This is a genomic window from Streptococcus parasuis (assembly GCF_021654455.1).
GTDB lineage: Bacteria > Bacillota > Bacilli > Lactobacillales > Streptococcaceae > Streptococcus > Streptococcus parasuis.
This window is the reverse complement of sequence record NZ_AP024276.1, coordinates 300,986-324,476: the sequence shown is the minus strand read 5'-3', so window position 1 is coordinate 324,476 and position 23,491 is coordinate 300,986. Positions and strand designations below refer to the sequence as shown.

At 42.6% G+C, this 23,491-nt stretch carries 25 protein-coding genes; 1 reads left to right on the top strand and 24 read right to left on the bottom strand.

From position 1 onward, the window contains the following. Positions 1-62: 62 nt before the first annotated feature. The 21 genes from L6410_RS01650 to L6410_RS01550 all read right to left on the bottom strand — a co-directional run bounded on the left by L6410_RS01650 (position 63) and on the right by L6410_RS01550 (position 19,058). On the bottom strand, positions 63-2,162 hold the full coding sequence (locus L6410_RS01650) for an AAA family ATPase (protein ID WP_024397601.1): 2,100 nt from the start codon (positions 2,160-2,162) through the stop codon (positions 63-65). Between the two features lie 417 nt (positions 2,163-2,579). Then, a complete protein-coding gene (locus L6410_RS01645) occupies positions 2,580-2,990 on the bottom strand; it encodes a peptide deformylase (RefSeq protein ID WP_172037031.1) in 411 nt (136 codons plus the stop codon). Between the two features lie 71 nt (positions 2,991-3,061). Further along, positions 3,062-3,790 carry a MerR family transcriptional regulator gene (locus L6410_RS01640; protein ID WP_237395681.1) on the bottom strand — a complete coding sequence of 243 codons (729 nt, stop codon included), beginning with the start codon at positions 3,788-3,790 and terminating at the stop codon, positions 3,062-3,064. 60 nt (positions 3,791-3,850) lie between these two features. Continuing rightward, positions 3,851-4,282: a UPF0158 family protein gene (locus L6410_RS01635; RefSeq protein WP_237395680.1), complete on the bottom strand. Its 432-nt coding sequence runs from the start codon at positions 4,280-4,282 to the stop codon at positions 3,851-3,853. A 12-nt stretch (positions 4,283-4,294) separates the two neighbouring features. Next, positions 4,295-5,950: an SWIM zinc finger family protein gene (locus tag L6410_RS01630; RefSeq protein WP_237395678.1), complete on the bottom strand. Its 1,656-nt coding sequence runs from the start codon at positions 5,948-5,950 to the stop codon at positions 4,295-4,297. 98 nt (positions 5,951-6,048) lie between these two features. Next, positions 6,049-7,137, bottom strand: a complete 1,089-nt coding sequence (locus L6410_RS01625) for a nucleotidyltransferase (RefSeq protein WP_237395677.1) — start codon at positions 7,135-7,137, stop codon at positions 6,049-6,051. Next, positions 7,134-7,880, bottom strand: coding sequence for a class I SAM-dependent DNA methyltransferase (locus L6410_RS01620; protein WP_237395676.1), 747 nt, complete (start codon positions 7,878-7,880; stop codon positions 7,134-7,136). The genes L6410_RS01625 and L6410_RS01620 overlap by 4 nt, the downstream gene beginning before the upstream one ends. Positions 7,881-8,093: 213 nt before the next feature. After that, positions 8,094-8,453, bottom strand: coding sequence for a ribosome silencing factor (rsfS, locus tag L6410_RS01615; protein ID WP_237395675.1), 360 nt, complete (start codon positions 8,451-8,453; stop codon positions 8,094-8,096). A 1-nt stretch (position 8,454) separates the two neighbouring features. Continuing rightward, the gene (locus L6410_RS01610; protein WP_024397606.1) at positions 8,455-8,964 is read right to left on the bottom strand and encodes a cysteine hydrolase family protein; all 510 of its coding nucleotides are present in this window, start codon (positions 8,962-8,964) and stop codon (positions 8,455-8,457) included. Position 8,965: 1 nt separating this feature from the next. Further along, a complete protein-coding gene (gene yqeK / locus L6410_RS01605) occupies positions 8,966-9,553 on the bottom strand; it encodes a bis(5'-nucleosyl)-tetraphosphatase (symmetrical) YqeK (protein ID WP_024397607.1) in 588 nt (195 codons plus the stop codon). Further along, on the bottom strand, positions 9,550-10,182 hold the full coding sequence (locus L6410_RS01600) for a nicotinate-nucleotide adenylyltransferase (protein WP_024391794.1): 633 nt from the start codon (positions 10,180-10,182) through the stop codon (positions 9,550-9,552). Before L6410_RS01600 ends, yqeK begins: the two co-directional genes overlap by 4 nt. Positions 10,183-10,194: 12 nt before the next feature. After that, the gene (yhbY, locus tag L6410_RS01595) at positions 10,195-10,506 is read right to left on the bottom strand and encodes a ribosome assembly RNA-binding protein YhbY (RefSeq protein WP_024404207.1); all 312 of its coding nucleotides are present in this window, start codon (positions 10,504-10,506) and stop codon (positions 10,195-10,197) included. 32 nt (positions 10,507-10,538) lie between these two features. After that, positions 10,539-10,928 carry a DUF5301 domain-containing protein gene (locus L6410_RS01590; RefSeq protein WP_237395674.1) on the bottom strand — a complete coding sequence of 130 codons (390 nt, stop codon included), beginning with the start codon at positions 10,926-10,928 and terminating at the stop codon, positions 10,539-10,541. 24 nt (positions 10,929-10,952) lie between these two features. Continuing rightward, on the bottom strand, positions 10,953-12,059 hold the full coding sequence (yqeH, locus tag L6410_RS01585) for a ribosome biogenesis GTPase YqeH (protein WP_024397609.1): 1,107 nt from the start codon (positions 12,057-12,059) through the stop codon (positions 10,953-10,955). After that, positions 12,060-12,587, bottom strand: coding sequence for a YqeG family HAD IIIA-type phosphatase (locus L6410_RS01580; RefSeq protein ID WP_024391791.1), 528 nt, complete (start codon positions 12,585-12,587; stop codon positions 12,060-12,062). Between the two features lie 122 nt (positions 12,588-12,709). After that, on the bottom strand, positions 12,710-13,393 hold the full coding sequence (locus L6410_RS01575) for an SEC10/PgrA surface exclusion domain-containing protein (protein WP_172089983.1): 684 nt from the start codon (positions 13,391-13,393) through the stop codon (positions 12,710-12,712). Between the two features lie 367 nt (positions 13,394-13,760). Next, positions 13,761-14,390 (bottom strand): copper homeostasis protein CutC, encoded by a 630-nt coding sequence (locus L6410_RS01570; RefSeq protein WP_024397612.1) that lies wholly within the window; start codon positions 14,388-14,390, stop codon positions 13,761-13,763. A gap of 71 nt (positions 14,391-14,461) precedes the next feature. Further along, positions 14,462-15,309 (bottom strand): IS630 family transposase gene (locus tag L6410_RS01565; RefSeq protein WP_172016537.1). Its coding sequence is split into 2 segments (ribosomal slippage): positions 14,462-15,006 and positions 15,006-15,309, totalling 849 coding nucleotides; the frame shifts between segments, so codons are not numbered across the junction. A 34-nt stretch (positions 15,310-15,343) separates the two neighbouring features. Beyond that, entirely contained in the window at positions 15,344-16,246 is a 903-nt protein-coding gene (locus L6410_RS01560; protein WP_237396601.1) for a DMT family transporter, read from the bottom strand. Positions 16,247-16,394: 148 nt separating this feature from the next. Further along, positions 16,395-17,876, bottom strand: coding sequence for a UDP-glucose--hexose-1-phosphate uridylyltransferase (gene galT / locus L6410_RS01555; protein ID WP_237395673.1), 1,482 nt, complete (start codon positions 17,874-17,876; stop codon positions 16,395-16,397). A 9-nt stretch (positions 17,877-17,885) separates the two neighbouring features. Then, on the bottom strand, positions 17,886-19,058 hold the full coding sequence (locus tag L6410_RS01550) for a galactokinase (protein ID WP_172006320.1): 1,173 nt from the start codon (positions 19,056-19,058) through the stop codon (positions 17,886-17,888). Positions 19,059-19,191: 133 nt separating this feature from the next. Here L6410_RS01550 and L6410_RS01545 point away from each other — a divergent pair, with 133 nt between their 5' ends. Beyond that, complete coding sequence (locus L6410_RS01545; protein ID WP_237395672.1) at positions 19,192-20,190, top strand: LacI family DNA-binding transcriptional regulator; 999 nt, start codon at positions 19,192-19,194, stop codon at positions 20,188-20,190. A 57-nt stretch (positions 20,191-20,247) separates the two neighbouring features. Here the strand turns inward: L6410_RS01545 and gatB are convergent, their stop codons facing one another. Genes gatB through gatC form a run of 3 tightly spaced genes read right to left on the bottom strand, consistent with a single transcriptional unit; the run spans position 20,248 to position 23,455 of the window. Beyond that, a complete protein-coding gene (gatB, locus tag L6410_RS01540) occupies positions 20,248-21,687 on the bottom strand; it encodes an Asp-tRNA(Asn)/Glu-tRNA(Gln) amidotransferase subunit GatB (protein ID WP_237395671.1) in 1,440 nt (479 codons plus the stop codon). Continuing rightward, a complete protein-coding gene (gene gatA / locus L6410_RS01535; protein WP_237395670.1) occupies positions 21,687-23,153 on the bottom strand; it encodes an Asp-tRNA(Asn)/Glu-tRNA(Gln) amidotransferase subunit GatA in 1,467 nt (488 codons plus the stop codon). Before gatA ends, gatB begins: the two co-directional genes overlap by 1 nt. Further along, on the bottom strand, positions 23,153-23,455 hold the full coding sequence (gene gatC, locus L6410_RS01530; RefSeq protein ID WP_024391783.1) for an Asp-tRNA(Asn)/Glu-tRNA(Gln) amidotransferase subunit GatC: 303 nt from the start codon (positions 23,453-23,455) through the stop codon (positions 23,153-23,155). Before gatC ends, gatA begins: the two co-directional genes overlap by 1 nt. Positions 23,456-23,491: the final 36 nt, after the last annotated feature.

Below are 23,491 nucleotides of genomic sequence, written 5' to 3'. Positions count from 1 at the left end.
GCGAGTAACAAAAAAAGAAAATTGGAATTTTTAATGCCAATTTTCTCTATTTTTTATATTTTTTAAGCAAAGCTTTGCTCTTGGATTTGGATGGTTCCATTTACCACATCAGCTTCTAAATTTTTAGCTTCAATATGATCCAAATAGAAGTCTGTAACCTTATCCCGAATTTGGCTTTCGATTACACGACGAAGTGGGCGAGCACCCATGGCTTTATCATAGCCTTCTTCCATCAGTAATTCCTTAGCCGCTTCCGTTACCACCAAATGAATACCTTTTTTCGCTAAGGTGTTATTGACCTGTTTTAATAGCAATTCGACAATCGCCTTAAGATCTTCTTTGTCCAAGTGTTTGAATTCAATTACCGCATTAAAACGGTTGAGAAATTCAGGACGGAAATATGGCGCAATCCGGTCCATGATATCACGTTTTTCCTCATCTTCTGGAATATCGTAGCCAAACCCAGCATTGGATGTTGCAATAATGATGGTATTTTTAAAATTAACCTGATTACCTTGTCCATCAGTCAAATGACCATCATCAAGAACTTGTAAAAGTAGAGTGATGACTTGTGCATCAGCTTTCTCAATTTCATCCAACAAGACAATTGAATAGGGATTACGACGTACGCGCTCAGTAAGTGTATGTGAATTATCATCATAGCCTATATAACCCGCTGTCGTACCAATCAATTTTGAAACAGCTGTCCGATCACTATATTCAGACATATCCAAGCGGATGATTGCCTCTTTATTACCAAATAAATCAAGCGCCAATTGCTTAGCCAACTCAGTTTTACCGACTCCCGTTGGTCCAACAAAGAGGAAGGAACCAATTGGGCGATTGCCATCGTCAAAGCCAGCACGATTACGACGAATCGCACGAGATACAGCTTCAACGGCATCTTCTTGACCAATAACGTTTGTAGCTAAACGATTTTTGAGTCCTTTAAGACGCTCAATATCTGAAGCCCCCATTTGTGAGACTGGAATACCTGTCATTCTTTCTACTGCTTGAGCAATGTCATTCACATTCGCAACAACTTTCTGACGTTCTGTATGATTATTAATTTGTTCTTGCAAATGGTCAATCCTTACTTTTTCATTCAAGGCTCTCTCATAGTCTTCTTTTTCAGCCGCTTCAAGCTGTAATTTTTTAGCTTCTATCATCTCTGCTTCTAAGGTCTTTATATCAGTCACTGGATGTTGAGCAGCCAAGTGAGCCGCGGTCACATCAATCAAGTCAATAGCCTTATCCGGCAAGCTGCGTTGTGGAATATACTGGACAGAATAATCAACTGCTGCATGCAAGACTTCGTCTGGCAAGTCAATATTATGATGGGCTTCATAAAGTGGTTTAATGCCTTTCAAAATAAGATAGGTATCTTCTGCAGATGGAGCATTAACCTTCACTTCATTAAAGCGACGAGCCAAGGCAGCATTTTTGTGAATTGTATTGCGGTATTCATCCTGTGTTGTAGCTCCAATCACAGTCAGTTCACCACGTGACAGAGCAGGCTTCAGGATGTCTGCCAGGCCTTTAGAACCTGAATCTCCACCAGTGCTACCAGCCCCTAAAATTTGGTGAATTTCATCAAAGAAAAGAATGATATTTCCAGCATTTTTAACCTCATCAACAAGGTTTTGTACATTTTCCTCAAAAGCTCCACGGTATTGAGTCCCAGCTTCCAAGCCCGAAATGTCGATGGAAATGATTTCCTTATTCTTAATGGCTGCTGGCACATCACCATTAACTATAGCTTGTGCCAAACCTTCAACTACTGCAGTCTTACCAACACCTGCATCACCAACTAGGACGGGGTTATTCTTAGTACGACGTGCCAAAATTTCAGATGTTTCTTGGATTTCTTTATTTCGCCCAATAACAGGATCCAATTTCCCTTCACGAGCCTCTTGAGTCAAATTGCGACCCAATTTTGCTAGTATTCCATCTGACTTTATCTGACCTTTAGATGGTGCTTGTGCCACTTCTTCTGATTGTGGCAATTTACCAGTCTGACGATACATGGCAAATTCCTCTGGTGTCACTTCACGACCATTGATAGAATAGCGACGTCGTTCTGTACTGTAACCGCCCATGTTACCCATGAGTTGATTGAAAATATCGTCCATATTGTTAAAGTTATTGAAATTGTTGTTCATAGTAGTTACCTCGTCTATAAATTCTATTGTTTTTAACTTTTACTGACCTTTGTTTTAAAAAAATTGCTAGTAGGGTATAATCCTGTCTTTCATAACAACCTCCTTAGAAGTTTAACTTTTACTGACCAATAGGTCCTAGAGTAAGTCAAATCCTTTTCATTTGACCTAAACTGACCTTTTGTTCAAAGAATTCGTAAGGTCCTTTACCTTACGAATCTTATTTTACATCATTGGTCAGTAAAAGTCAATAGTTTTGTTTGACCTTTTTTGACTTTTTGATATAGTCTTTTAGTTTACTTTTAGTACTAGGCAACAAGCCGCAGACATAACTGGAGTTAGGCAAGGTGAGTTAACGACGTAATAAAAGATAAACTAAACGACGATAAAAAATCTACCTGACGGTAGATTCGGTAGCTACTAGATAACAATCCCTTCCAAATGATCTAGTTCATGCTGAACTATCTGGGCTTGGAAGTCAGTCAGTTTTAGTCTCCGCTTTTTCCAAGAAGCATCAAAAAACTCTACTTCAATTTCCTGATAGCGAGTGGTCGGGCGAGTACCTACTAGCGACAGGCAGCCTTCCTCTGTCTGGTAGGGCTTGGCCTTGCTGATGAGGACGGGATTGTACATGACCAGATTGGTGAAGCCCATGTTGACGATGATTATCCGCTTTTTGACGCCAATCATGTTGGCCGCCATACCCACGCAGGCGTGAGCGTTGGCTACCAAAGTATCCTGTAAATCTTGACCTACCTGCACATCTAGCTGAGTCGCAGGCTCAGACTTCTGCTGCAGGAAGAAAATATCTTTCATAATAGGTTGAATCATGGGGTGCCTCCTTACACTCTAGCTACATCTAGTATACCAAAAAAGCCTAGTTCTCACTAGACTTTCCTTATTTATTCTTGGCAATAAATCGCAATGGCTTGACTGACAAAAGCTACTGTGCCTGGTCCACCTGCTCGGTCGATATTGGCTGAAAATCGCTCATCTTCAACATACATGAAACCCAGATTTTGCAAAATTTCCTTTGTGCAGGTGTAGAAATGTTCCGTGATATAGGCCCGCAAATTCGCTACCTGAGCCTGCACATCTGGATGACTAACTTCTATATTCTGCATTTTTCCAAAAGCTTCAAAAATAGCCTGCATCTCTTGGGCAAACACCCGGTCCTTACTGGCATCGTATTTCTCTTCAAATTCCGCAAAGGCTGAGGTATTCCCCCAACGCTCCTTGGCCTCCGCCTTGTAGGCTTCTAGTTGACTGCTGTCAAATGCGTGAAAATCCATGACTTCTCCTCCTTTTTCTGTGAGCAATCTGGCGTGATTGATGATGCGATCCAGCCGTTCCCTTTTGAGCTCTAAAAGGGTGATATGATCCCGCAAGACCTGCTGACGATTGACTTCTGTCACATCCAGAAGCTGCTGAATGTCTTTGAGAGGAAAATCCAACTCACGAAACAATAGAATTTCTTGCAGACGAGCCAAATTCACCCGATTATAGTAGCGATAACCATTTTCAGCCACTAATGCTGGTTTGAGCAAACCAATCTGGTCATAGTGGTGCAAGGTCCTCACCGTCAATCCTGTCAACTGACTGACCTGCTTTACTGTCCAATTTTCGTTCATAGAAATCTCCTCTCTATACCCAGTATAAGGGATAACGTAAGGTGAGAGTCAAGGGAAAAATTACATCTTTTTATGCTGATTAGCTACAATAGCAATCTTATTTTCCTGGCACCATTCCAGTACAAGTTCTTTGTAACATTGTGTTTCAAAGGCATACCATTCTTCCAAACGGTCATATCTCTCTAACTCATTCTTAAAACGTCTAAAAGCCCCTCGCCCTCGAATAGCTCGAGATAGACGGCCAGACAAGTCTCCATCAGTCAAATCAGAAACATAGAGTTTCATAAATGTGTAAGGGTAGAAGTCAAAATAAGTCGGTAGACCAACAAACCTTTCAGCCACATCCTCCTCAATCTCTTCTTCTAAACCTTCACGGGCTTCAGGTCCCGTCTCCTCAACAGACAGATAGACCAATTCGTCTAAGTGACTACCATAATAGTACCTATCACCTTGACTAATCATCTGCAACGAATCAACTACATCTTGTAGCAAGACTGCAATATCTTACCACCTCACCGCATCTAATTCCTCTATCATGGCTTTGCGTCGCGGATACTGGACTTTCCACAAAGCACGAAGACTTTCACTCACCGCTTCTCCATCAGGTAAATCTGCAATTTTTACTAAATACCCTGCTAACTGACGATAGCGACTTCGACTACTAGCTGCCTCCATCTGCTGACAGACCGCTTGAGCGTAGGCATCTCGTAATCGCTCAGGCAATTTCTCTGATAAATAGTCCTCGAAGCAATCCAAATTTTCTAAGAACCAGTAACTTTCTGTAATGCGGTCCAATAATTCCTGCGGTCGGTCTGCCAATTGCAACAACCTCAACTGTTGTGACTGGAAACGACCATCCTCCAGCAAATCATCTAAGTAGCTCTGCCATTCCTCTTTAGAAACAAAGTCCTGTAACTCCTCTATCAGCTTCAAATCAGTATCACCTGCTGAAAAAATCATCTCCAGCAGTTCTTCTCTAACCTTGTCATCTTGCCCCTGAGACCGATAGATGTCCCGTAACTGCTGGCTATAATCTGACACCAGTCCCCTATACTGGGCATCCAACTGCTTACTTTCCTGCAAGAGGTGAACTGCACGCTCTAGTTGCTGATTTTCCACAGCCTGAGCAATAGCCAGTTTGCGGAGACCAGCCACCTCCCAATGTTTGGCCTGGAAGTTCAGCAAATCTGCCTCCATAGAACCCAATTGAACCTGCAACCTGTAGCACAGTAAGGCAATGCGATCACGACGGAATTTCCATGACCAAGAGGACATATCTCCTTTTTCTATTATCGCCTGCAAGTCTGCTTGAAAATAGGTCAATTTCTGCTGAAGAAATTGTTCTTCTTGAAACTCCATCTCAACAAATTCCATAAGAAAATCTTCTGCAACCTCATAGCCATTTAGCTTTTCTAAACACCAGTCCAGCAATTCCTGGGCAATCGAATAAGGAGCTACGGTCAATAATTTCTTCCAGTAGCCTACAAGTCTAAAAAGCAAATTATCCATCGTTCCATCGGAATCATCCAACTCCTGCTGGCAAAGCTGATGGTAAAAAGTATCTGATACCGCTAAAAAATTCTCATACTCACTTCTATCAAGTAGTGGTTGGAGATATCGAGCCATAGCCTTTTCCACAGCCAGTTCATAATCTCCAGTCCGCTTATACTCGATATAGCCCAAACGCCTGTCCTCAAAAGGAATCCCCAGGTCTCTGATTTCCTTTTTCACATTTTCCACTTGCTGAGTGGTTAACTGATCTGAAAAACGCAGATGAATTCGATTGACCAGTTCCCTATCTTCTTGAGCTAATTCAAGAACAAAAGCCCGTAGTTGCTCAACTGTCAATTTATCCAGGAGCTGGACAAGTGACACATCCTTGCCCTCGACAACTGGCTGGTTCTCCAACTCCGAAATAGCAAATAAGACTGCAGCCATGTGCTTACAATGATTCATTTCCTGAGCATAGGGACACTCACACCACATACTGACCAGCTGACCATACTCAAAGTCAATCGCAACCTCGTAGACTTGACTACCAATGACATGTGCACAGTAGCCCTCATCTGTCTCTTCAAGCTCTTGAACAGCGTCATTTAAAAACAAACTGCAGCCCCTATCAACAATGTGAGGCTTAAAATAGTCCATCCAATTTTTCATGATTTATTTCCTTTGATTTTTCTACTTAAATTATACAAAAAAAATAGGAAAGTTTTCAAGTCAACTACAAAAACTTCCTATTCTTTGATGAATTCATCTCACTCCACCCTCACCGGCACGCGCCCGTAGGTTTGCTCTGCTATTGCGTCAGCGCCCAGTTGATAGACTGCATCCGCCTGTTGGGTCAGGCTGTCCCAGGGCTCTTTGCCGATCCGCGTCACTAAGCCCACTCGCTCCTTGACGGTCTTGAGATAGGCCTGGCCTCGAGCCGAAAAGCCTAGGACATGGACCGCTTCTGGCAAGGGAGTTTCCACCGCATTGACCAAGGTGTAGGTCAGCACCCGCCGCACCCGCGCCTTGGTGTAGCGCTTGGTCGCAACAGCATCCACTAGCTCCTCCACGGTCGCTGCGCTCCCAATGGCAGAGCGGATACGACTGGCTAGTTCTTCGTTCACCTGAAAGACCTGACTGAGATCTCGGTGGGTCGCAATCTGGTAGCGGAGCAGGGGAAAATAATTTCTCCAGCTTACCTTGGTCGCCTCTTCAAAGAGACTGGCAGAAGGTAAAAAGTCACGCACCAATTCCAACTGGTCAGCACCCTTTCGGATAGCTGTCGCCGAAGCGTAGGTCGTTTCCACCTCTTCCGAGTGAAAACCAGCCCCCTGCCGCTGAACAGGACCAAGCTGAATACCTGTTCCAGCCACCGCCTTAGCGTAAGCCAAGCCCAGAATATGATTGGGTGTATCACCTGTGAAGGTCAGCCCAGCAAACTCCTGCCACATGGCCTGGGTCTTCTGTGGATAAGAGAGATTGTCTGGCAAGTTTTTCACAAAATTTTCCATTTCTTCCGACTTATCCACATAAATGTCTGCAATTTTCTGATAATCCAGCATTTCTTCCGTACCGAAAACCAGTTTTTCCACACCTAACCTGTGTAAAATGCTAATTGCTCCCTTAGCAAAATGGTCAGCCGACTGGACCGACACCAAAAAGGGCATCTCAACAACAAGATCTGCCCCGTGTTCCAAAGCCATCTGAGCCCGTATCCACTTATCCACGATGGCTGGCTCACCCCGTTGCATAAAATTGCCAGACATAACCACAATTTTCAATCCTTCCACCTGGTCCAGCAGGTATTTATGTCCCGTGTGAAATGGATTGTATTCTGCAATAATCCCTGAAATCATGCCTTGACCGCCTTGAAAAACCACCGCTGGCTGGTTTCAGTTGGAGCTTCGTCTTCAAAGTCCGTAAAGACTTCCACAGATGCAAAACCAGCTTGTTTCAATAATTCCACATAGGTATCAATCGGATAGGTCCGCTCTACATGAACTTCATCCCGACGGATAAACCGCTCCTCTTGACTGTCCTCATCTTTGACAAAGAAGGTCAATTCATGAACAATCGAATACTCATGCTCACCTTCATAGGTGTCCCAGACAAAGGCAAAATCCTCATAATTTTCATGATAGCTATAGCCTGCAAACACTTCCTCCATTTGATAAATAGAGTGAACGTCAAAAAGGAAGGTCCCTCCTGGATTGAGAACAGAATGAACGCCTTCAAAGACCCGCAAAACAGCTTCTTGGTCAGCCATGTAGCAAAGACTATCTGAGTAACAAGTCACAGCATCAAAATCTCCAACACCTTCCAAAGCCATCATATCTGCTTGGGCCAGTTCCATCATGACCCCAGCAGCTTCTGCCTTTTTCTGGGCCAACTCCAGCATTTCATAGGACAAGTCCAGACCAGTCACTTCATAACCCTTTTGAGCAAAACGCACAGCCTGAATCCCTGTCCCACAGGCCAATTCTAAAATAGTCTTGGTGTCTTTTGGCATGTTCCGCAAGCTAAAATCTGTCCATTTATCATACAAGCTGTCATCCATGATTTCATCATAGACCGCCGCAAATGTTTCATAAGTTGCCATATTTTCCCATTTTTCCTTTCATAAAAAGCAGCCAATCGACTGCTTCATTAACTCACACTTTATTCAAGAAGTCTATCACTTCTAATCACATAATAGTGAACTCATTTTGGTCACTTTCGAGTTTCAAGGTGACCAGCTGAAACGCTTCCTTACTTTATTTTAGGTCAGGTACGAATAGCCCACCGGACTTTTCATATCCACCAAACTGTTTCACTATTCCTCGTCTAAAAAGTCTGCGACTTCCAAGAAGCTACCTTCGTGCCATAATTTTTCAAGGTTGTAGAGGTCTCGCATTTCTTCAGAAAAAATATGCACCACAACACTACCGAGATCCAAAAGGACCCAGCCACCAGTGCTATCACCTTCGACACGGCCGCCTTTAATACCGGCTTCTGCAACCTTTTCACGGATATTTTCCGCAATAGCATCCAACTGGCGACTATTCATTGAACTGGCAATTACAAAATAATCTGTCAAGCTAGTCACACCCTGAACATCAACCACAACAAGGTCATCAGCTCGCTTATCATCAGCAGCCTGGACTACAACTTTTACTAAATCTAGTTCTTTCATTTTATCCTCTAATAATATTTTCTAATGTATCTACCTGGGCAAAATTCCATGACCAGATGTTTTGGTAGTGGTCAATCAAGTCTTTGGCATCCAATTTTCCAGTATAACCTGTCGTCGTTCCGTCCTGAATCACAGCTACCTTGTAGCCTAGTTCAAAGGCTACTTTAATCGTCGTATCAACACAAAAATTGGTCACCATGCCCATGATGATGAGCTTGTTTATCTTTTGTTTATGCAAGTAAGAATTAAGCCCTGTCTCTTTGAAAGCACTATTGAAAGTTTTATCAAAAATCATTTCATTTTCTAAGGGTGCAACCAAAGGATGAATTTCCCAATCAGGCGTATCTTTGACCAATTCTTGATCATGATGGCGAATATAGATAACCTCGATCCCTGATTGTCGAACCAGTGCAAGACTATCCTGCCAAAGCTGGAGCCTTTCTTCAATAGCAAATGGCTTACCCTCCACTACCAAATTCTGAATATCAATGACTAATAGTGCTGACTTCATCTTACCTACTTAACTCTCCGACATAAGCATTATACGTTTCCAAGGTCTGTGGATAAATGGGAATCCCCTTCTTAGCTAAGTAAGAAATCGTTTGGGCAGTTTCAAAGGCTACAGCCTTGTCCAAAGACTCTTTTGCAATCCGTCGTGCCTCTTCCACCCCAGGAAAATCCCGATTGGGTTCGATATAGTCCGCTACATAGAGCACTTTATCCAGTAAGGTCATTTCTCGCGCACCAACTGTATGCCGTTGAATGGCTTGTAAAATCTCCTCATCTTCCAAACCAAAATCTTCTGCGATTTTATAGGCTCCTACTACACCGTGCCAGATATTATTATCCCAGTTGAGCAAGTCCTTATCCAATTCATACTTGGCAATCAAGTCCAGAAAGACTTGGTCTTCCTCTTCTTTGGCATAATCATGCAAAAGTGCTGCAAGACTAGCTTTTTTCGGGTCACAGCCATATTGGTCAGCCAATTCAAGAGCTGCCTCTTCCACCCCCAAAACATGTTGAAATCGTTTCGGTTTCATAGCGACACTTATTTTTTCTAACAAGGCTTCGCGATTGAAGTCTAAATCTGAATTGATCATTGATAAAGCCCCTTCTCCTCAATATAATCTAACACCTCGTGTGGGACCATAAAGTTTGGTACTCGACCTTGTTTAATAAAATCACGCACCATGCTAGAAGAAATATCCATGAGCGGCACATCTACCCAGATAACCGGGTAGGAAGTCCCAGCTTTATAACGTGGACGTTGTACGCCAACAAACTGAACCATAGTAACGAGTTCATCAATCTTATGCCATTTTGGAAGATAATCCACCATATCCGCACCAATGATAAAATAATAATCTGTGTCTGGATTTTTTTCCTTCAACAATTTCATAGTGTCATAGGTATAGCTGACACCCCGGCGCTCCAATTCAATAGTTTCTATACCCAACCCCTCAATACCTGCAATAGCCATCTTGAGCATGGAATAACGATGATACTCATCAATTGTTTCTTTTTTATCTACATGTGGTGGAATAAATTCAGGCATCAGCAACACTTCATCCAGTTGCAATTGCTGGCGCACCTGATCAGCTACAATCAAATGAGCATTGTGGACAGGGTTGAAATTCCCACCTAGAATTCCAACTTGTTTGCGATTGGTTTCTTTCTTTTCAACCTCTAATTCAACCTTGGTAAAGGGTGTTAAGAGTTCAATAGCCATAGGCTCTCCTTCTTAGATTTCTTTAACCTTTTTAGAAATTTTTCTGTTCTCTTTCTTGCTAGATTGTTTAAATAAAATCAAGATACGACCAATTTTTTGAACTGTATCGACCCCAATTTCATCTTCCAGTATCTCTGCGACCTCGTGAATATTTTCGTCTGTATTTTGTAATAAGGTAACCTTTATCAACTCACGTGCATCAAGCGCTTGACGAACACTGGTTTTAATCTGGTCATTGAGACCATTTTTCCCAATCTGAATAATTGGTTTGAGACTGTGTGCCTGACTGTTCAAAAAGGCACGTTGTTTTGAAGTTAATGACATAATTTCTCTTTTCTTTACTAAACTAAGCAGACCTAGTCTGCTAGCATTTTCTGAATCACTTGAGGAGACTCTTTCAGCTTGTAGATACCAATGTAGGGAAACTCCAGATAGCTGTTAAGTATTCCTTCATAGGCAAATGCTGTGGTTTCACCTTCTGCCATGACAAAAGCAATCCGCACATGGGGTGAAACCAACGGTGCATCGTGAACACTATCTTGATGGGTCTTTTTTGCATTTCCTAGTTCTGCCAAAAAGACTGCTATCTCTTCAGACTGGTCGATTTGGACTACTTCTTGACCTTGGACCAAACGAATGTCCCGGACCTCACTGGGTTTGGGAAGAATTGGTTCTTCCCCTGGCCAAAACCAATAGGCCAGTACGCACAAACCGACAACGGCCAGCATACCAACTACTTTTTTCATAAGAGAATCCCTCTTAAGCGCTCATTAAATAATGGCCTTGCGGATGACAACATCAACACCCTTAGGAGCCCAAGCGGCAATCTTGGCTTTTTCATTGACACGAATCCAACCAAGACCTGAAAAAACCACATCCATCTTTTCATTAATGGTAAATTCATGGCGGACCAACTCTGGAAACTCTTTTAGTTCCTTACTGGTTGGCGGAACTAACAAAGTCCCCGCATGTTTCTGGTAAAAATCACTAGCACCTTGTAACTTGGTCCGATGGAGTTGAAGTTCATTGTCAAAAAACGCTGTGAAACCTTGGCGTTCGCCAGATACAAAGTCAAATCGTCCAAGACCTGCCAAGAACAAGGTTTGTTCTGGATTGAGCTGGTAGGTCTTTGGCTTGATTTCCTTCCGAGGGCTGATATATTTGAGATTTTTAGCCGTCAGGTAATGTGCCATCTGATGACGGTGAATAATCCCTGGCGTATCGTAAATGAAAGAACCATCATCCAGAGGAATCTCAATCTTATCTAAAGTTGTCCCTGGGAATCGTGAAGTTGTGATAACATCCTTATCCCCTGTGATTTCTTGGATAATAGCATTGATCAAGGTTGATTTGCCGACGTTGGTCACTCCGACTACATAGACATCCCGACCTTTGCGGTATTGTTCTATCTTTTCAATCAAATCCTTGATAGCCTGCTTGTTTTGGGCAGAAGTCAGAACCACATCGACTGGTCGCATGCCGATTTCATGCGCCCGTTCGGTCAACCACTGGGTGACCTTGCCTGTCTTTACAGACTTGGGTAAAATATCCTGCTTGTTGCCGACCAAAAGCACATCATTTCCTGAAATAAAGCGAGGCAAACCAGGAATGATTGAACCATTAAAATCAAAAATATCAATGACATTGACCACCAAGGCATCACTTTCTCCCACACTATGGAGAAGTTTCAAGAAATCATCATCGGAAATATTGACATCAGAGATTTCATTGTAATGACGCAAACGGAAACAACGTTGGCAGTATAATTGACCAGTTTCTAAACCTTTTTCTAAGGCTGATTGAGGAGTAAATCCTGCAACATCTTTATCTGTCGTCTGAATTTGAGCACCACAACCAATACAAAATAATTCTTCCACTTACATCTCCCTCTTATAGTCTATCGCTCCGTAAGTAGCGATGATTTTTTTCATTGTCCGTCTTTCGCGCCAACGGTTAATCTGTGTATTAATAGAATCTGTCCGAATCAAGGGCTTGACTAAGACCGACTTAAGTCCAGCTCGCTTAGCCGCACGAATGTCTGTCATCAACTGATCGCCAATCATGACCACTTCATGTGGCTGGACATTAAAGCGTTTCAGTGCACGGTTAATCCCAAAGGTGAACGGTTTGAGAGCGAAGGCTTCAAATTCAATCCCAAATTTTTCAACTGCCCGTTTGACACGCTCATATTTATTGTTGGAAACAACTACTACAGGAATTCCCGCATCACGTAAGTCATGTAACCATTGACGCATTTCTGGCGTTCCATCAGGATTATTCCAGGCAATTAAAGTATTATCCAAGTCAACAAACACAACCTTAATCCCATGTTTTTTCAAGCTATCAACTGTCACATCATAAGCCTTTTCCAAGGCAAAATCTGGCATATAATTCTCTAAACTCACTATCGTCTCCAAAGGTTTTTATCAGATAATTATACCATTTTTTTAAGAAAAATGCGAACCGATAATAGAAAACACTCGGATAGACCGAGTGCTCTCTGAATGGAATCATCTTGGTATCTCAATTAAATCTGACCTTTTTCCAAAATCCAATCCTTCGGAATAAAAATCATATGGGTCAGTAACCAGTCAATGTCAAGAGTAAATTTTGAAAAAGCAAAACCAATCTGCTCTATCCCTGACTCATCCTCATCTAACCCTAAAATGGTCAATGCATGTCCGTAATCCGCATGACTATCATCAAACAATCGCCATATCAGAGCACGATAGATTAATTTTTTAGCATCATAGAGACTGTATTGTTCTCGGTATTCCGAAAATGACTGACAATCTTTCCCTCTCGGCTCCACACCTGTCGTTTTTGCAATCGCAATTAGACTGTCATAATTATGATAGCGCAGGGTACTATTCAATGATTGAGCTAAGCGAACGGCATAATCCAATGCTAAATCACTCACTTCAACAGCCACAGTTCCTAATTCTTTACGTAGGGGATTCAAGAGAGACGCAGCATATTGAGCCAATTCTTCTCTAATTTCCTTGTCTACATTTTCAATATTTGGCAAGATAATATTTCGATCTTCTTCATTTCCTTGATAAATATTAAGCAGTAATCCTTGTTCACCAAGTCTTTCCAATTCAGCATCGAAACCGGATTTTCCCTCTTTGGCATATTCTAAAAGTTTTTCATAATACCCTTCTGGCAATACTATCTTGTCCAATATTTCATGAAGTCTAGCTGTTCCCATGATATCCTCCTGCTACTTTATATTGCTATTCTAGCAAGTTTGCTTTTTTTTGTAAACATTTTCAACTCGGAAATCTACCTGCTTATTTCACATAAAAAACTATTGTCAAGCGCTATCGATATCAGATATGTTAACTTGAATCTCGTAAAAAAGTTATCGAAGCTCTCCCGTAGCAGTTTCTAGGCTGTGTAAAGAACTTTAACAACCAAAAATGAAAACAGCCGACTGTGTCGACTGCTTTCGTGGAGATTATATGAAAAAGAATAAATATATTGTATCTTCCAATGCTTAAACAAACCTTAACTTAAAAATACTTCTAAAAGACGCACGTTTATTATCCTGTAATTTTTATTAGGTTCAATGCACCTTACCAAAATAATCTCGTTCCATGTATTTGATTGATTGGTAATGCTTCTAATAAAGTTGGAACATTTTCTATGGTTAATCCACCGCCAACAAGAACTTCAATTTTTCCATCCGCATAGGCTTGAATGTCTCTTAACCAATCAATATTCTGCAATGCTGAACCTGTCAGACTTCCACGCGTCAAAATCCGTGTTACTCCGTGACTTGCCAACCAATCAATTGCTTCAAATTGACGACTACGAGGAATCTGATCAAATGCCATATGAAAGACAACTTGGTGACCTGTTGAAACAGCCAGCAATTGTTCTAAAGCTACCTCATCCAACCAATTTTCCTCTGTTAAAACACCATATACCAAACCATCTGACCCCAGCTCTATGGCGATTCTGCAATCCTCAACCATCATCTCAATTTCAGTTTGGTCATAACAAAAATTCCCACCACGTGGACGAATCATGGTCATGACTGTGGCGTTCTGTTCATGAGCTAGTTGACAAACATGTTTGATCACTGCATAACTAGGGGTCGTTCCTCCAACCGCTAAATTATCACACAGTTCAACTCTTTGAGCACCCAGAGAAAGAGCTTTCACCACAGCTACATGATTTTCGGAACAAAATTCTTTAATCATCTCTATTCCTTTCAAGTCTTTTTCCTTTAGTATAACAAAAAAGAGTATATTAACCAATACTCTTTCTATAGTTAATTGAAACAAGAACAGGACAAAAGTGCCTCAAGAAAAGTATCGCAATTTGGCAATACTTTTCTGAGGTGTTTTTTAATTTGAGCCCATGTTTTCTCAATGGGATTATACTCAGGTGAGTAAGGAGGAAGTGGTAAAAGTCTATGACCCTGCTCCTTGCATAACTCTTTTAGCTTACTCATCCGATGAAACCTTGCATTGTCCATAATGATAACAGATGGTCTATCTAAAGTGGGTAGTAAGAATGTTTTAAACCAAGCTTCGAAAAAGTCACTAGTCATGGTTTCTTTGTAGGTCATTGGGGCTATAATCTCACCGTTTATAAGACCTGCGACTAAAGATAGCCGCTGGAATCTTCTTCCAGAGACCTGACCAGTGATCAACTGACCTTTCAAAGATCGACCATATTCTCGATGAAAATATGTCTCAAACCCTGTCTCGTCAATATAAACAGGTGTCAAGTGACTTAAGTTATTAAATTCTTTAAGGAACTGATTTACTTTCTCAGGGTCTTGTTCATAGTAGGTACAGCTCTTTTTTTTCGAGTATACCCCATAGCTTTGAGAGCGTAATGAATAGCTGTTGGATGACAGCCAAATTCAGAAGCTATTTCAGTCAAAAAAGCATCTGGATGAGCTTCAAGATAGTTCTTTAATTTTTCTCTATCAACTTTTCTTGGTTTGGTTCCCTTAACTTGGTGATGAAGCTCGCCTGTACTCTCCATTAATTTTAGCCATTGATAGATGGTGTTGCGGGAAATATCGAAAACAACAGATGCTTCAGTAATACTGCCGGTTTTCTCACAGTATGCGAGAACTTTTTTACGAAAATCTAATGAATATGCCATAAGTACATTATACCATAAATGTACTATTTTTGTTTCATTTTACTATACTAATCATTAAATCTTTCAAGGAAATCAAAAAAACTGCAAGTAAAATCAACAACATCCCAACAAAGTCAATAGTATAAAATTGTTCATTGACCAACCATACCGCAAAAAAGACTGATGCAATCGGCTCAATCGAAGCCAATAGACTCCCATTTACAGGACCAACTAAACTGACTCCCTTCAAAAAGGCTGTATAGGCGAAAATAGTTCCCACACCAACAATCCCTAGCAAACCAAATGCAGTTCCAATATCCAAAGGTAGACTCTGTTTCCACGTTTGTACTCCAAGTGTTACTACTATACCACCCATCAACAACCCTAGGCCAATAACCGTTATACTGCCGTATTGACGAATCAATTTACCTGGCAAAATAATATATAGCGCATAAGTAAAGGCTGAGAAGATTCCCCAGAACAAACCGATTGGAGCCACTGACAATTCATCTAATTTGCCATGAGTCGCAATCAAAAATGTTCCTGCTACAGCTAAGATAATTGAAATCAACTCAATCCCTGATGGTTTTTCCCTATTTTTCAAACAGGTATAAGCTAAGACTAAGATAGGGCAAAGGTATTGTAAAACCGTAGCCGTTCCCGCATTGGTATGATAGATGGCTTGTAAATAGGCTGTCTGATTAAGTACTAAGCCAAGCAGGGCAAAGATAAAAATTCCTAGCAAAGCATTTTTATCTTTCAAAACTGCCAACAGCTGTTCTTTCGCTGTAGCATAAGCCAGGCCAACGAGAAAGAATCCCGATACTAACAAACGCAAGGAGGTAATCATATCCACTGAAACACCACGAGACATCAAGTACTGTCCACTCACTCCAGACAAGCCCCAGGCTATACCTGCTATTAATGTAATCAGTGTCCCCAATCTCTTTTCCGCCATCATATCTCCTTCTCACACTGTGAATACTTCCATTATACCAAAAGAGCAGGAAGGGAGGCAAAAAGACAGGTCCAACCTCTGTGCGGGGGTGGGAAAACGAACTCTTTAAATCGGTCGAGTTCTGTCCCACTCCCACTCTTTCTTGCAATTATGTTGCTAAACCTACAAATTCTACGAATCGTAGAAAGGCTGCCTGTCCTTCTGGAGTACGTTTGTAGACCCCTGCATCTTCCAATACACGCGCAAAAATTTGTCCCACTGACTCACGTACAACTTGTTCGACAGTTTCCTCTGTCACATATGGGTGAGCTGTTTTCAGGCTTTCAGCCCAAGGCTGATGATAGTCAGCCACCTGACTATCTTCACCCAGTAAGAATTTTTCTACTTCAGCCAATTCTGCCTTCAAGCGTGGGGGTAAAATCGCTAAGCCCATGACCTCAATCAAGCCGATATTTTCTTTCTTGATATGTTGCACATCTGGATGTGGATGATAGATGCCATCTGGAAACTCTTCTGAAGTTTGATTATCGCGGAGAACCAAATCCAGTTCGTACAAATCGCCTCGTTTCCGAGCAATTGGGGTGATGGTATGATGGGGTGTTCCATCCGTCTCAGCCTTAATCTGAACGCTATCATCTGAGTAGCTCCGCCATTTTTCTAAAATCTTAGCCGCTAGGCTCAAAAGCGCTGGCTTGTCATCGGAGTTCAATCTGATAACTGACATGGGCCACTTGACAATGCCTGCCGAGACAGACTCAAAGCCGTCAAAGACCAGCTGGCGTTCTATCGGCGCCCTTTCCATGGCAAAACTGTGCCGCCCACCTTGATAGTGATTGTGTGTCAAGATTGAGCCACCCGAGATTGGTAGATCAGAGTTGGAACCGACAAAATAATTTGGAAAGATGTCAAGCAAGTCCAACAGCTGTTCAAATGTTTGCGGACTAATGACCATCGGCACATGCTCCTGATTTAGGAAAATAGCATGTTCATTATAGTAAGCATAGGGCGAATACTGGAAGCCCCACTTTTCCTGTCCAAGCTCCAAGCGAATAATGCGGTGGTTGGCGCGTGCAGGATGATTAATCCGTCCCTGATAGCCCTCATTTTCCATACAGAGTAGGCATTTGGGATAATTGCTTGCTTCAGCTTTCGTAGCAGCTGCAATAGACTTTGGATCCTTCTCAGGTTTAGACAGATTGATTGTGATTTCCAAATCCCCATACTCAGTTGAAACTTGATAATAGATATTTTTCGCAATCGCAGCCATCTTGATATAGTCATTACGTTTGCTCAATTCATAAAAGTCACCAATCGCTTGCTCTGGACTGTGCTGATAGGTCTGCCAAAAATTACGATTGACCTGACTTGGAATTGGTGTTATCAAATCCATCAAACAAGCCCCAACCATGTCCTGCTCTTCCAGCAATTCACCCACAAAACCAGTTCGAACTCCATGAGCCAATAATTCATCTTTTAATTCAATCAAGTCCTCTAAATCTGTTTGAACAGTCAGAACCTGGTCTCCCACCAAAGCCAAGACCCGATTGCGCAGGTAAAGAGCATCCATTTCTTCAAAATCACTGTTGGCAATGACCTGCTCAACAAAACGATCCACCAATCCAGCCATCATTTCTCCAATCTATTTTCGAGATAAAACGCGAGAGCCTCCAGCAATCTCCGCTACATAGAAGCTTGGTTCATAGCCAACAACCTCTGTATAGGTCTTACCAACATTTTCAGTAAAGGCAGCAACCTTGTCCTTATGGACAATGGCAATACCACAGCCACCGAAACCAGCTCCTGTCATCCGAGCGCCAAGAACACCTTCTTGCTCCCAAGCTGTGTGAGCCAAGGTATCCAATTCCAAACCTGTCACTTCATAATCATGCTCCAAAGAAACATGAGAAGCATTGACCAAACGACCAAAGGTTGCCAAATCTCCTTCTTCCAAGGCCTTACGAGCCTGCAAGGTCCGTTGGTTTTCAAGAACAGCATGGCGGGCACGCTTGATGCGGTTTTCATCCTTAATCAAGTAGCTATATTGATCAAAAGTCCACTCATCCAATTCTCCCAGAGTTTGAATATTCAAGACTGCATTCAATTCTTCCACCGCTTTTTCACATTCCGCACGACGCTCATTGTACTTAGAATCTGCCAATTCACGACGTTTATTGGTGTTCATGATCACAATAACATGGTCCCCTAAATCCAGCGGTACCAAGTCATATTCCAAGGTATTGGTATCAAGGTAAATCGCCCGATTATCTGCTCCCATACCGATAGCAAACTGGTCCATGATACCAGAATTGACACCGATAAAGTGATTTTCCGTTTGTTTCCCAATTTTCACCAAATCAAGGCGAGTCAATTCTAGACCATACAATTCTTCTGCGATAATTCCAATCAAGAGTTCTAGAGAAGCTGATGATGACAAGCCTGAACCATTTGGAATGTTACCATAGACAAAGACTTCCATACCTGTGTCAATGCTGTGCCCTGCTTCTTGCAAGAACTTAAGAACACCTTTGGCATAATTGGTCCAGTTATCCGCCTTATCAAAGACCAGATGATTCAAATCTACCTCAATAATACCTACTTCCTCGAAGTTAGCAGAATAGAAACGCAAAAGTTGATCTTCACGTTTGCGAGCAGCCCCATATGTTCCCAAGGTAATGGCCGCAGGAAAAACATGACCACCATTGTAATCCGTGTGCTCACCAATCAAATTAATGCGCCCTGGTGAGAAAAAAGTTGCATCAGCCTCTTGTCCAAAAACATCGAGAAAGGCTTGGTTAAGTTGTTCTGAATTCATGAGAACCTCCCATTTTCTGTAATCGTTTTCTTTTATTGTACAACTCTCTAAATAAAAAGTCAATATATTTACTAAAAATTTACTAATCTTATTTTTTGTGCTATACTAGATACAAACAGACAGGAGAAATAATATGGTTACCATTAAAGATATCGCAAAACAAGCTGACCTATCCCCCGCAACCATTTCAAGAGTTTTAAATGGCGATGCTAGTCTATCCGTTAGCCAAGAAACACGGCAAAAAATCTTGAACATAGCACAAGAATTAGGCTATACAAAACACCTTAAAAAACAGTCTCCTCAACAAAAAGGCACCATCGGAATTGTCCAGTGGTACACTGAAAGTGAGGAACTAGCTGACCTCTACTACTATTCGATTCGCGCCAGCATCGAGCAAACAGCCAGTCTTCTCGGCTATCAAATCGTTCGCTCCTTCAACAACTTGACCAATCCCCTCCTTCAAGAAGTTGACGGCATCATCGCAGTTGGTAAATTTTCTTCTGGGCAAATAGCAGAGCTGGCCAGCCTATCTCCAAAGCTGATTTTTGTGGACTCTGACACACTAACCGAGGGATTCTCCTGCGTCACGACTGACTTTCAACACTCTGTTCAGACAGTTATTGACCACTTCTGTTCACAAGGTTTGACAGACATTGGCCTATTGGTCGGACAGGAAGAAACCACAGATGGTCACCAACTGCCAACAGACCCACGCCTGATCGCCTTTCGATCCTATCTAGACACCTTAGGCATACTTCGAGAAGACTACATCTACCAAGGAAAATTCTCCACCCAGTCGGGCTACGAGCTGATGAGCCAGGCAATTGAGGACTTAGGCGACCAACTACCGCCAGCTTTCTTCATGGCAAACGATACCCTGGCTGTCGGCGCCCTTCGAGCACTTCAAGAGCGTCAAATCGCAGTGCCAGAAAGAGTTCAACTCATCACCTTTAACGACACCGCCATCACGCGCCAGGTCTATCCAGCCCTGTCTTCTATAAGCGTCTTTACCGAAGAAATGGGCCAGGAAGCCATGCAACTGCTAGACCGTGTCATTGCAAGCCCGCAACCCCACCATCCCCGTAAGATTAAACTAGGTACCCAGTTGGTTATACGGGAGAGTTCTTACTAAAAGTGCATAAGAAAACCCGAGAGTTCAAACGAATTCTCGGGTTTTCTTCTATTCATTTTAATCCAACAACTTAGCCAATTCCTGAGCCAAGAGTTGTTGAGCAACTTGGGGATTGGCTTGTCCCTTGGTTGCCTTCATCAAGAAGCCTGTGAAGGCCTTATCAGCATTACGTTTGCCAGACTTGAAGTCAGCTACGGCTGCTTCGTTATCCGCAAAGACTTGGTGGATAATCGGAATGAGGACCGCTGGGTCTGAAATCTGTACCAAGCCAGCTTTCTCAACGTAAGCCTTAGCAGAGCCACCTTCTTTCGCCAAGTGAACAAAGACTTTCTTGGCAATCTTAGATGAAATAGTGCCATCCGCAATCAAGGCAATCATCTCAACCAAGTTTTCTGGTGTCAAAGCGATTTGCTCAATAGTCTTACCTTCAGCATTGAGGAATTGAGCCACCTCACCCTGTAACCAGTTGGAAACCTGTTTGGCATCTCCACCTGCTGCCACTGCTGCTTCAAAGAAGTCAGACAGAGCCTTGGTAGACGTCAACTGACCTGCATCGTACGCTGTCAAGCCCAAGTTCTCCACATAGTGAGCACGGCGAGCCTTTGGAAAGACTGGCAATTCTGCACGAACTTCCTCAATCCAGCTATCATCAATCTCATAGAGTGGCAGGTCTGGCTCAGGGAAGTAACGGTAGTCAGCTGAACCCTCTTTGACACGCATGAGAATGGTTTCACCAGTAGATTCATCGTAACGGCGAGTTTCCTGCTGGATTTGACCACCAGAACGCAAGATTTTGGCCTGACGTTCTACTTCGTGCTGCAAGCCCTTGCGCACGTAGTTGAAGGAGTTGAGGTTTTTCAACTCAGTCTTGGTACCAAATTTTTCTTGACCATAGGGACGAAGAGAGATGTTGGCATCCACGCGCATAGAACCCTCTTCCATCTTCACATCTGAAATACCAGTGTACTGGATAATTTCCTTGAGGGCTGTCAAGTATGCGTATGCCTCTTCGGGCGAACGCATATCTGCTTCTGATACAATCTCAATCAGTGGCACTCCTTGACGGTTGAGGTCTACATAAGAATAGCCGTCTGTACCGTGGGTATTTTTACCTGCATCTTCTTCTAAATGCGCACGCTCGATACGAATTTTCTTGGTTGATCCGTCTTCTAGCTCAATCTCAATCCAACCATTGTAGCCGATTGGCTCGTCAAACTGGGAAATCTGATAGGCCTTAGGGTTATCAGGATAGAAATAGTTCTTACGGTCAAAGTGCATTTCCTTGTGAATGTCCATGTTCAAAGCCAAGGCAGCCTTGATCCCCGCATCCACAACGCCCTTGTTAAGGACAGGAAGGACACCTGGGAAAGACCAGTCAATCACGTTGGTATTAGCATTTGGATCCTCACCAAAATGAGCAGATGAAGGTGAGAAAATTTTCGAGTTGGTATTCAACTCCACATGGACTTCTAGACCAATAATCGTTTCAAAGTTCATTAATTAGCACCTCCAAAAATCACTGGTTGTTGCTTGTGATAGTCTGTTGTCGCTTCAAAGGCAGCAGCCACTTGGTAAATAGTTTCTTCTGAGTATTTTGGACCAATCAACTGCAAACCAACTGGCAATCCTTCTACAAAACCAGCAGGAATCGAAATCCCTGGAAGACCTGCCAAGTTGACAGGAATAGTCAAGAGATCCGCCAAGTACATAGCCACAGGGTCATGGTTAAGCGTGTCCAAACCAAAGGCAACTGTCGGAGCTGTCGGACCCAAAATCAAGTCATAGTCCGCAAAGACTTTCTCAAAATCTTGGATAATCAAGGTCCGCACCTGACCAGCCTTCTTGAAGTAGGCATCGTAGTAACCAGATGACAGGCTAAAGGTTCCCAACATAATACGACGTTTGACTTCCTCACCAAAACCTTGGCTACGAGTTTTCACGTAAATCTCATCCAAGTTTGTCGCATCTTCTGCACGGAAACCATAACGGATACCGTCAAAACGTTGCAAGTTAGAAGAGGCCTCTGATGATGCAATAATATAGTAAACAGCAACCCCATACTTAGAATGTGGCAGGCTGACTTCCTCGATAATCGCCCCCAAACTTTCCAAGTGCTTAGCCGCCTTGAGAATAGTTTCCTTGACCTGCGGATCAATCCCTTCGCCCATGTATTCTTTCGGCAAAGCAATTTTCATGCCTTTAATGTCTTGACCAATCTTGCTAGTGACGTCTGCAATTTCATTGATCGTTGATGTTGCATCCTTTACATCATGACCAGAGATGACATTGAGCAACTGGGCATTTTCCTTAACCGTCTGTGAGAATGGACCAATCTGGTCAAGAGATGAACCAAAGGCAATCAGACCAAAACGTGATACTGTACCATAAGTTGGCTTCATACCGACAATCCCATTAAAGGCTGCTGGTTGACGAATGGAACCACCCGTGTCAGAACCGAGTGACAAACGGACCTGACCAGCAGCAACTGCAGCGGCTGAACCACCTGAAGAACCACCAGGAACTTTTGTCTGGTCCCAAGCATTTTTCGTTGGCTTGAAGGCAGAGTTCTCATTAGAACCACCCATGGCAAACTCATCCATGTTGGTCTTACCAACAACAATCATATCCTTGGCATAGGCCTGAGCAACCGATGTCGCATCGAAAATCGGCTCGTAGTTATAGAGCATTTTTGAAGCTGCCGTGGTTAAAATCCCCTTAGTAGAGATATTATCCTTGACTGCCAAAGGAATCCCAGCCATAACATTGTCCGCATCAATCCCCTTTTCGTCTAAGGCGGCAGCTTGCGCTAAAGCCTTTTCCTCAGTGATCGTCAAGAAAGCATCCACTGCCCCCTCACGGCTTTTAATGTCTTCCAAGGTTGCCTTGGTTAACTCCGTTGCAGAAATCTCCTTTTTGACAAGGAGGTCATGCAATTCATCAATGGTTTTATTGTTAAAAGTCATTATGCATCTCCTCCCCCATCTAAAATTGCTGGTACCTTAATATAATGATCTTGAGATTCAGGTACATTTTTAAAGAGTTCCTCACGACTCTCACCCTGTTGAGCAACATCTGCTCGCAACACATTCTTACGATCAGCCATAGTTGTTGTTACTGCAACACCTGTTGTATCTACTTCATTGAGCAATTCAACCATATCAACAATTTTACTCAAAGTAGTCGCGAATTCCGCAGTTTCTTGATCCGAAAACTCTAGCTTAGACAGCTTGGCAACATGACGGACTTCAGCTTCAGAAATCTTCATTCTAACTTTCCTCCTAATGGAAATCTATCTTCTCAT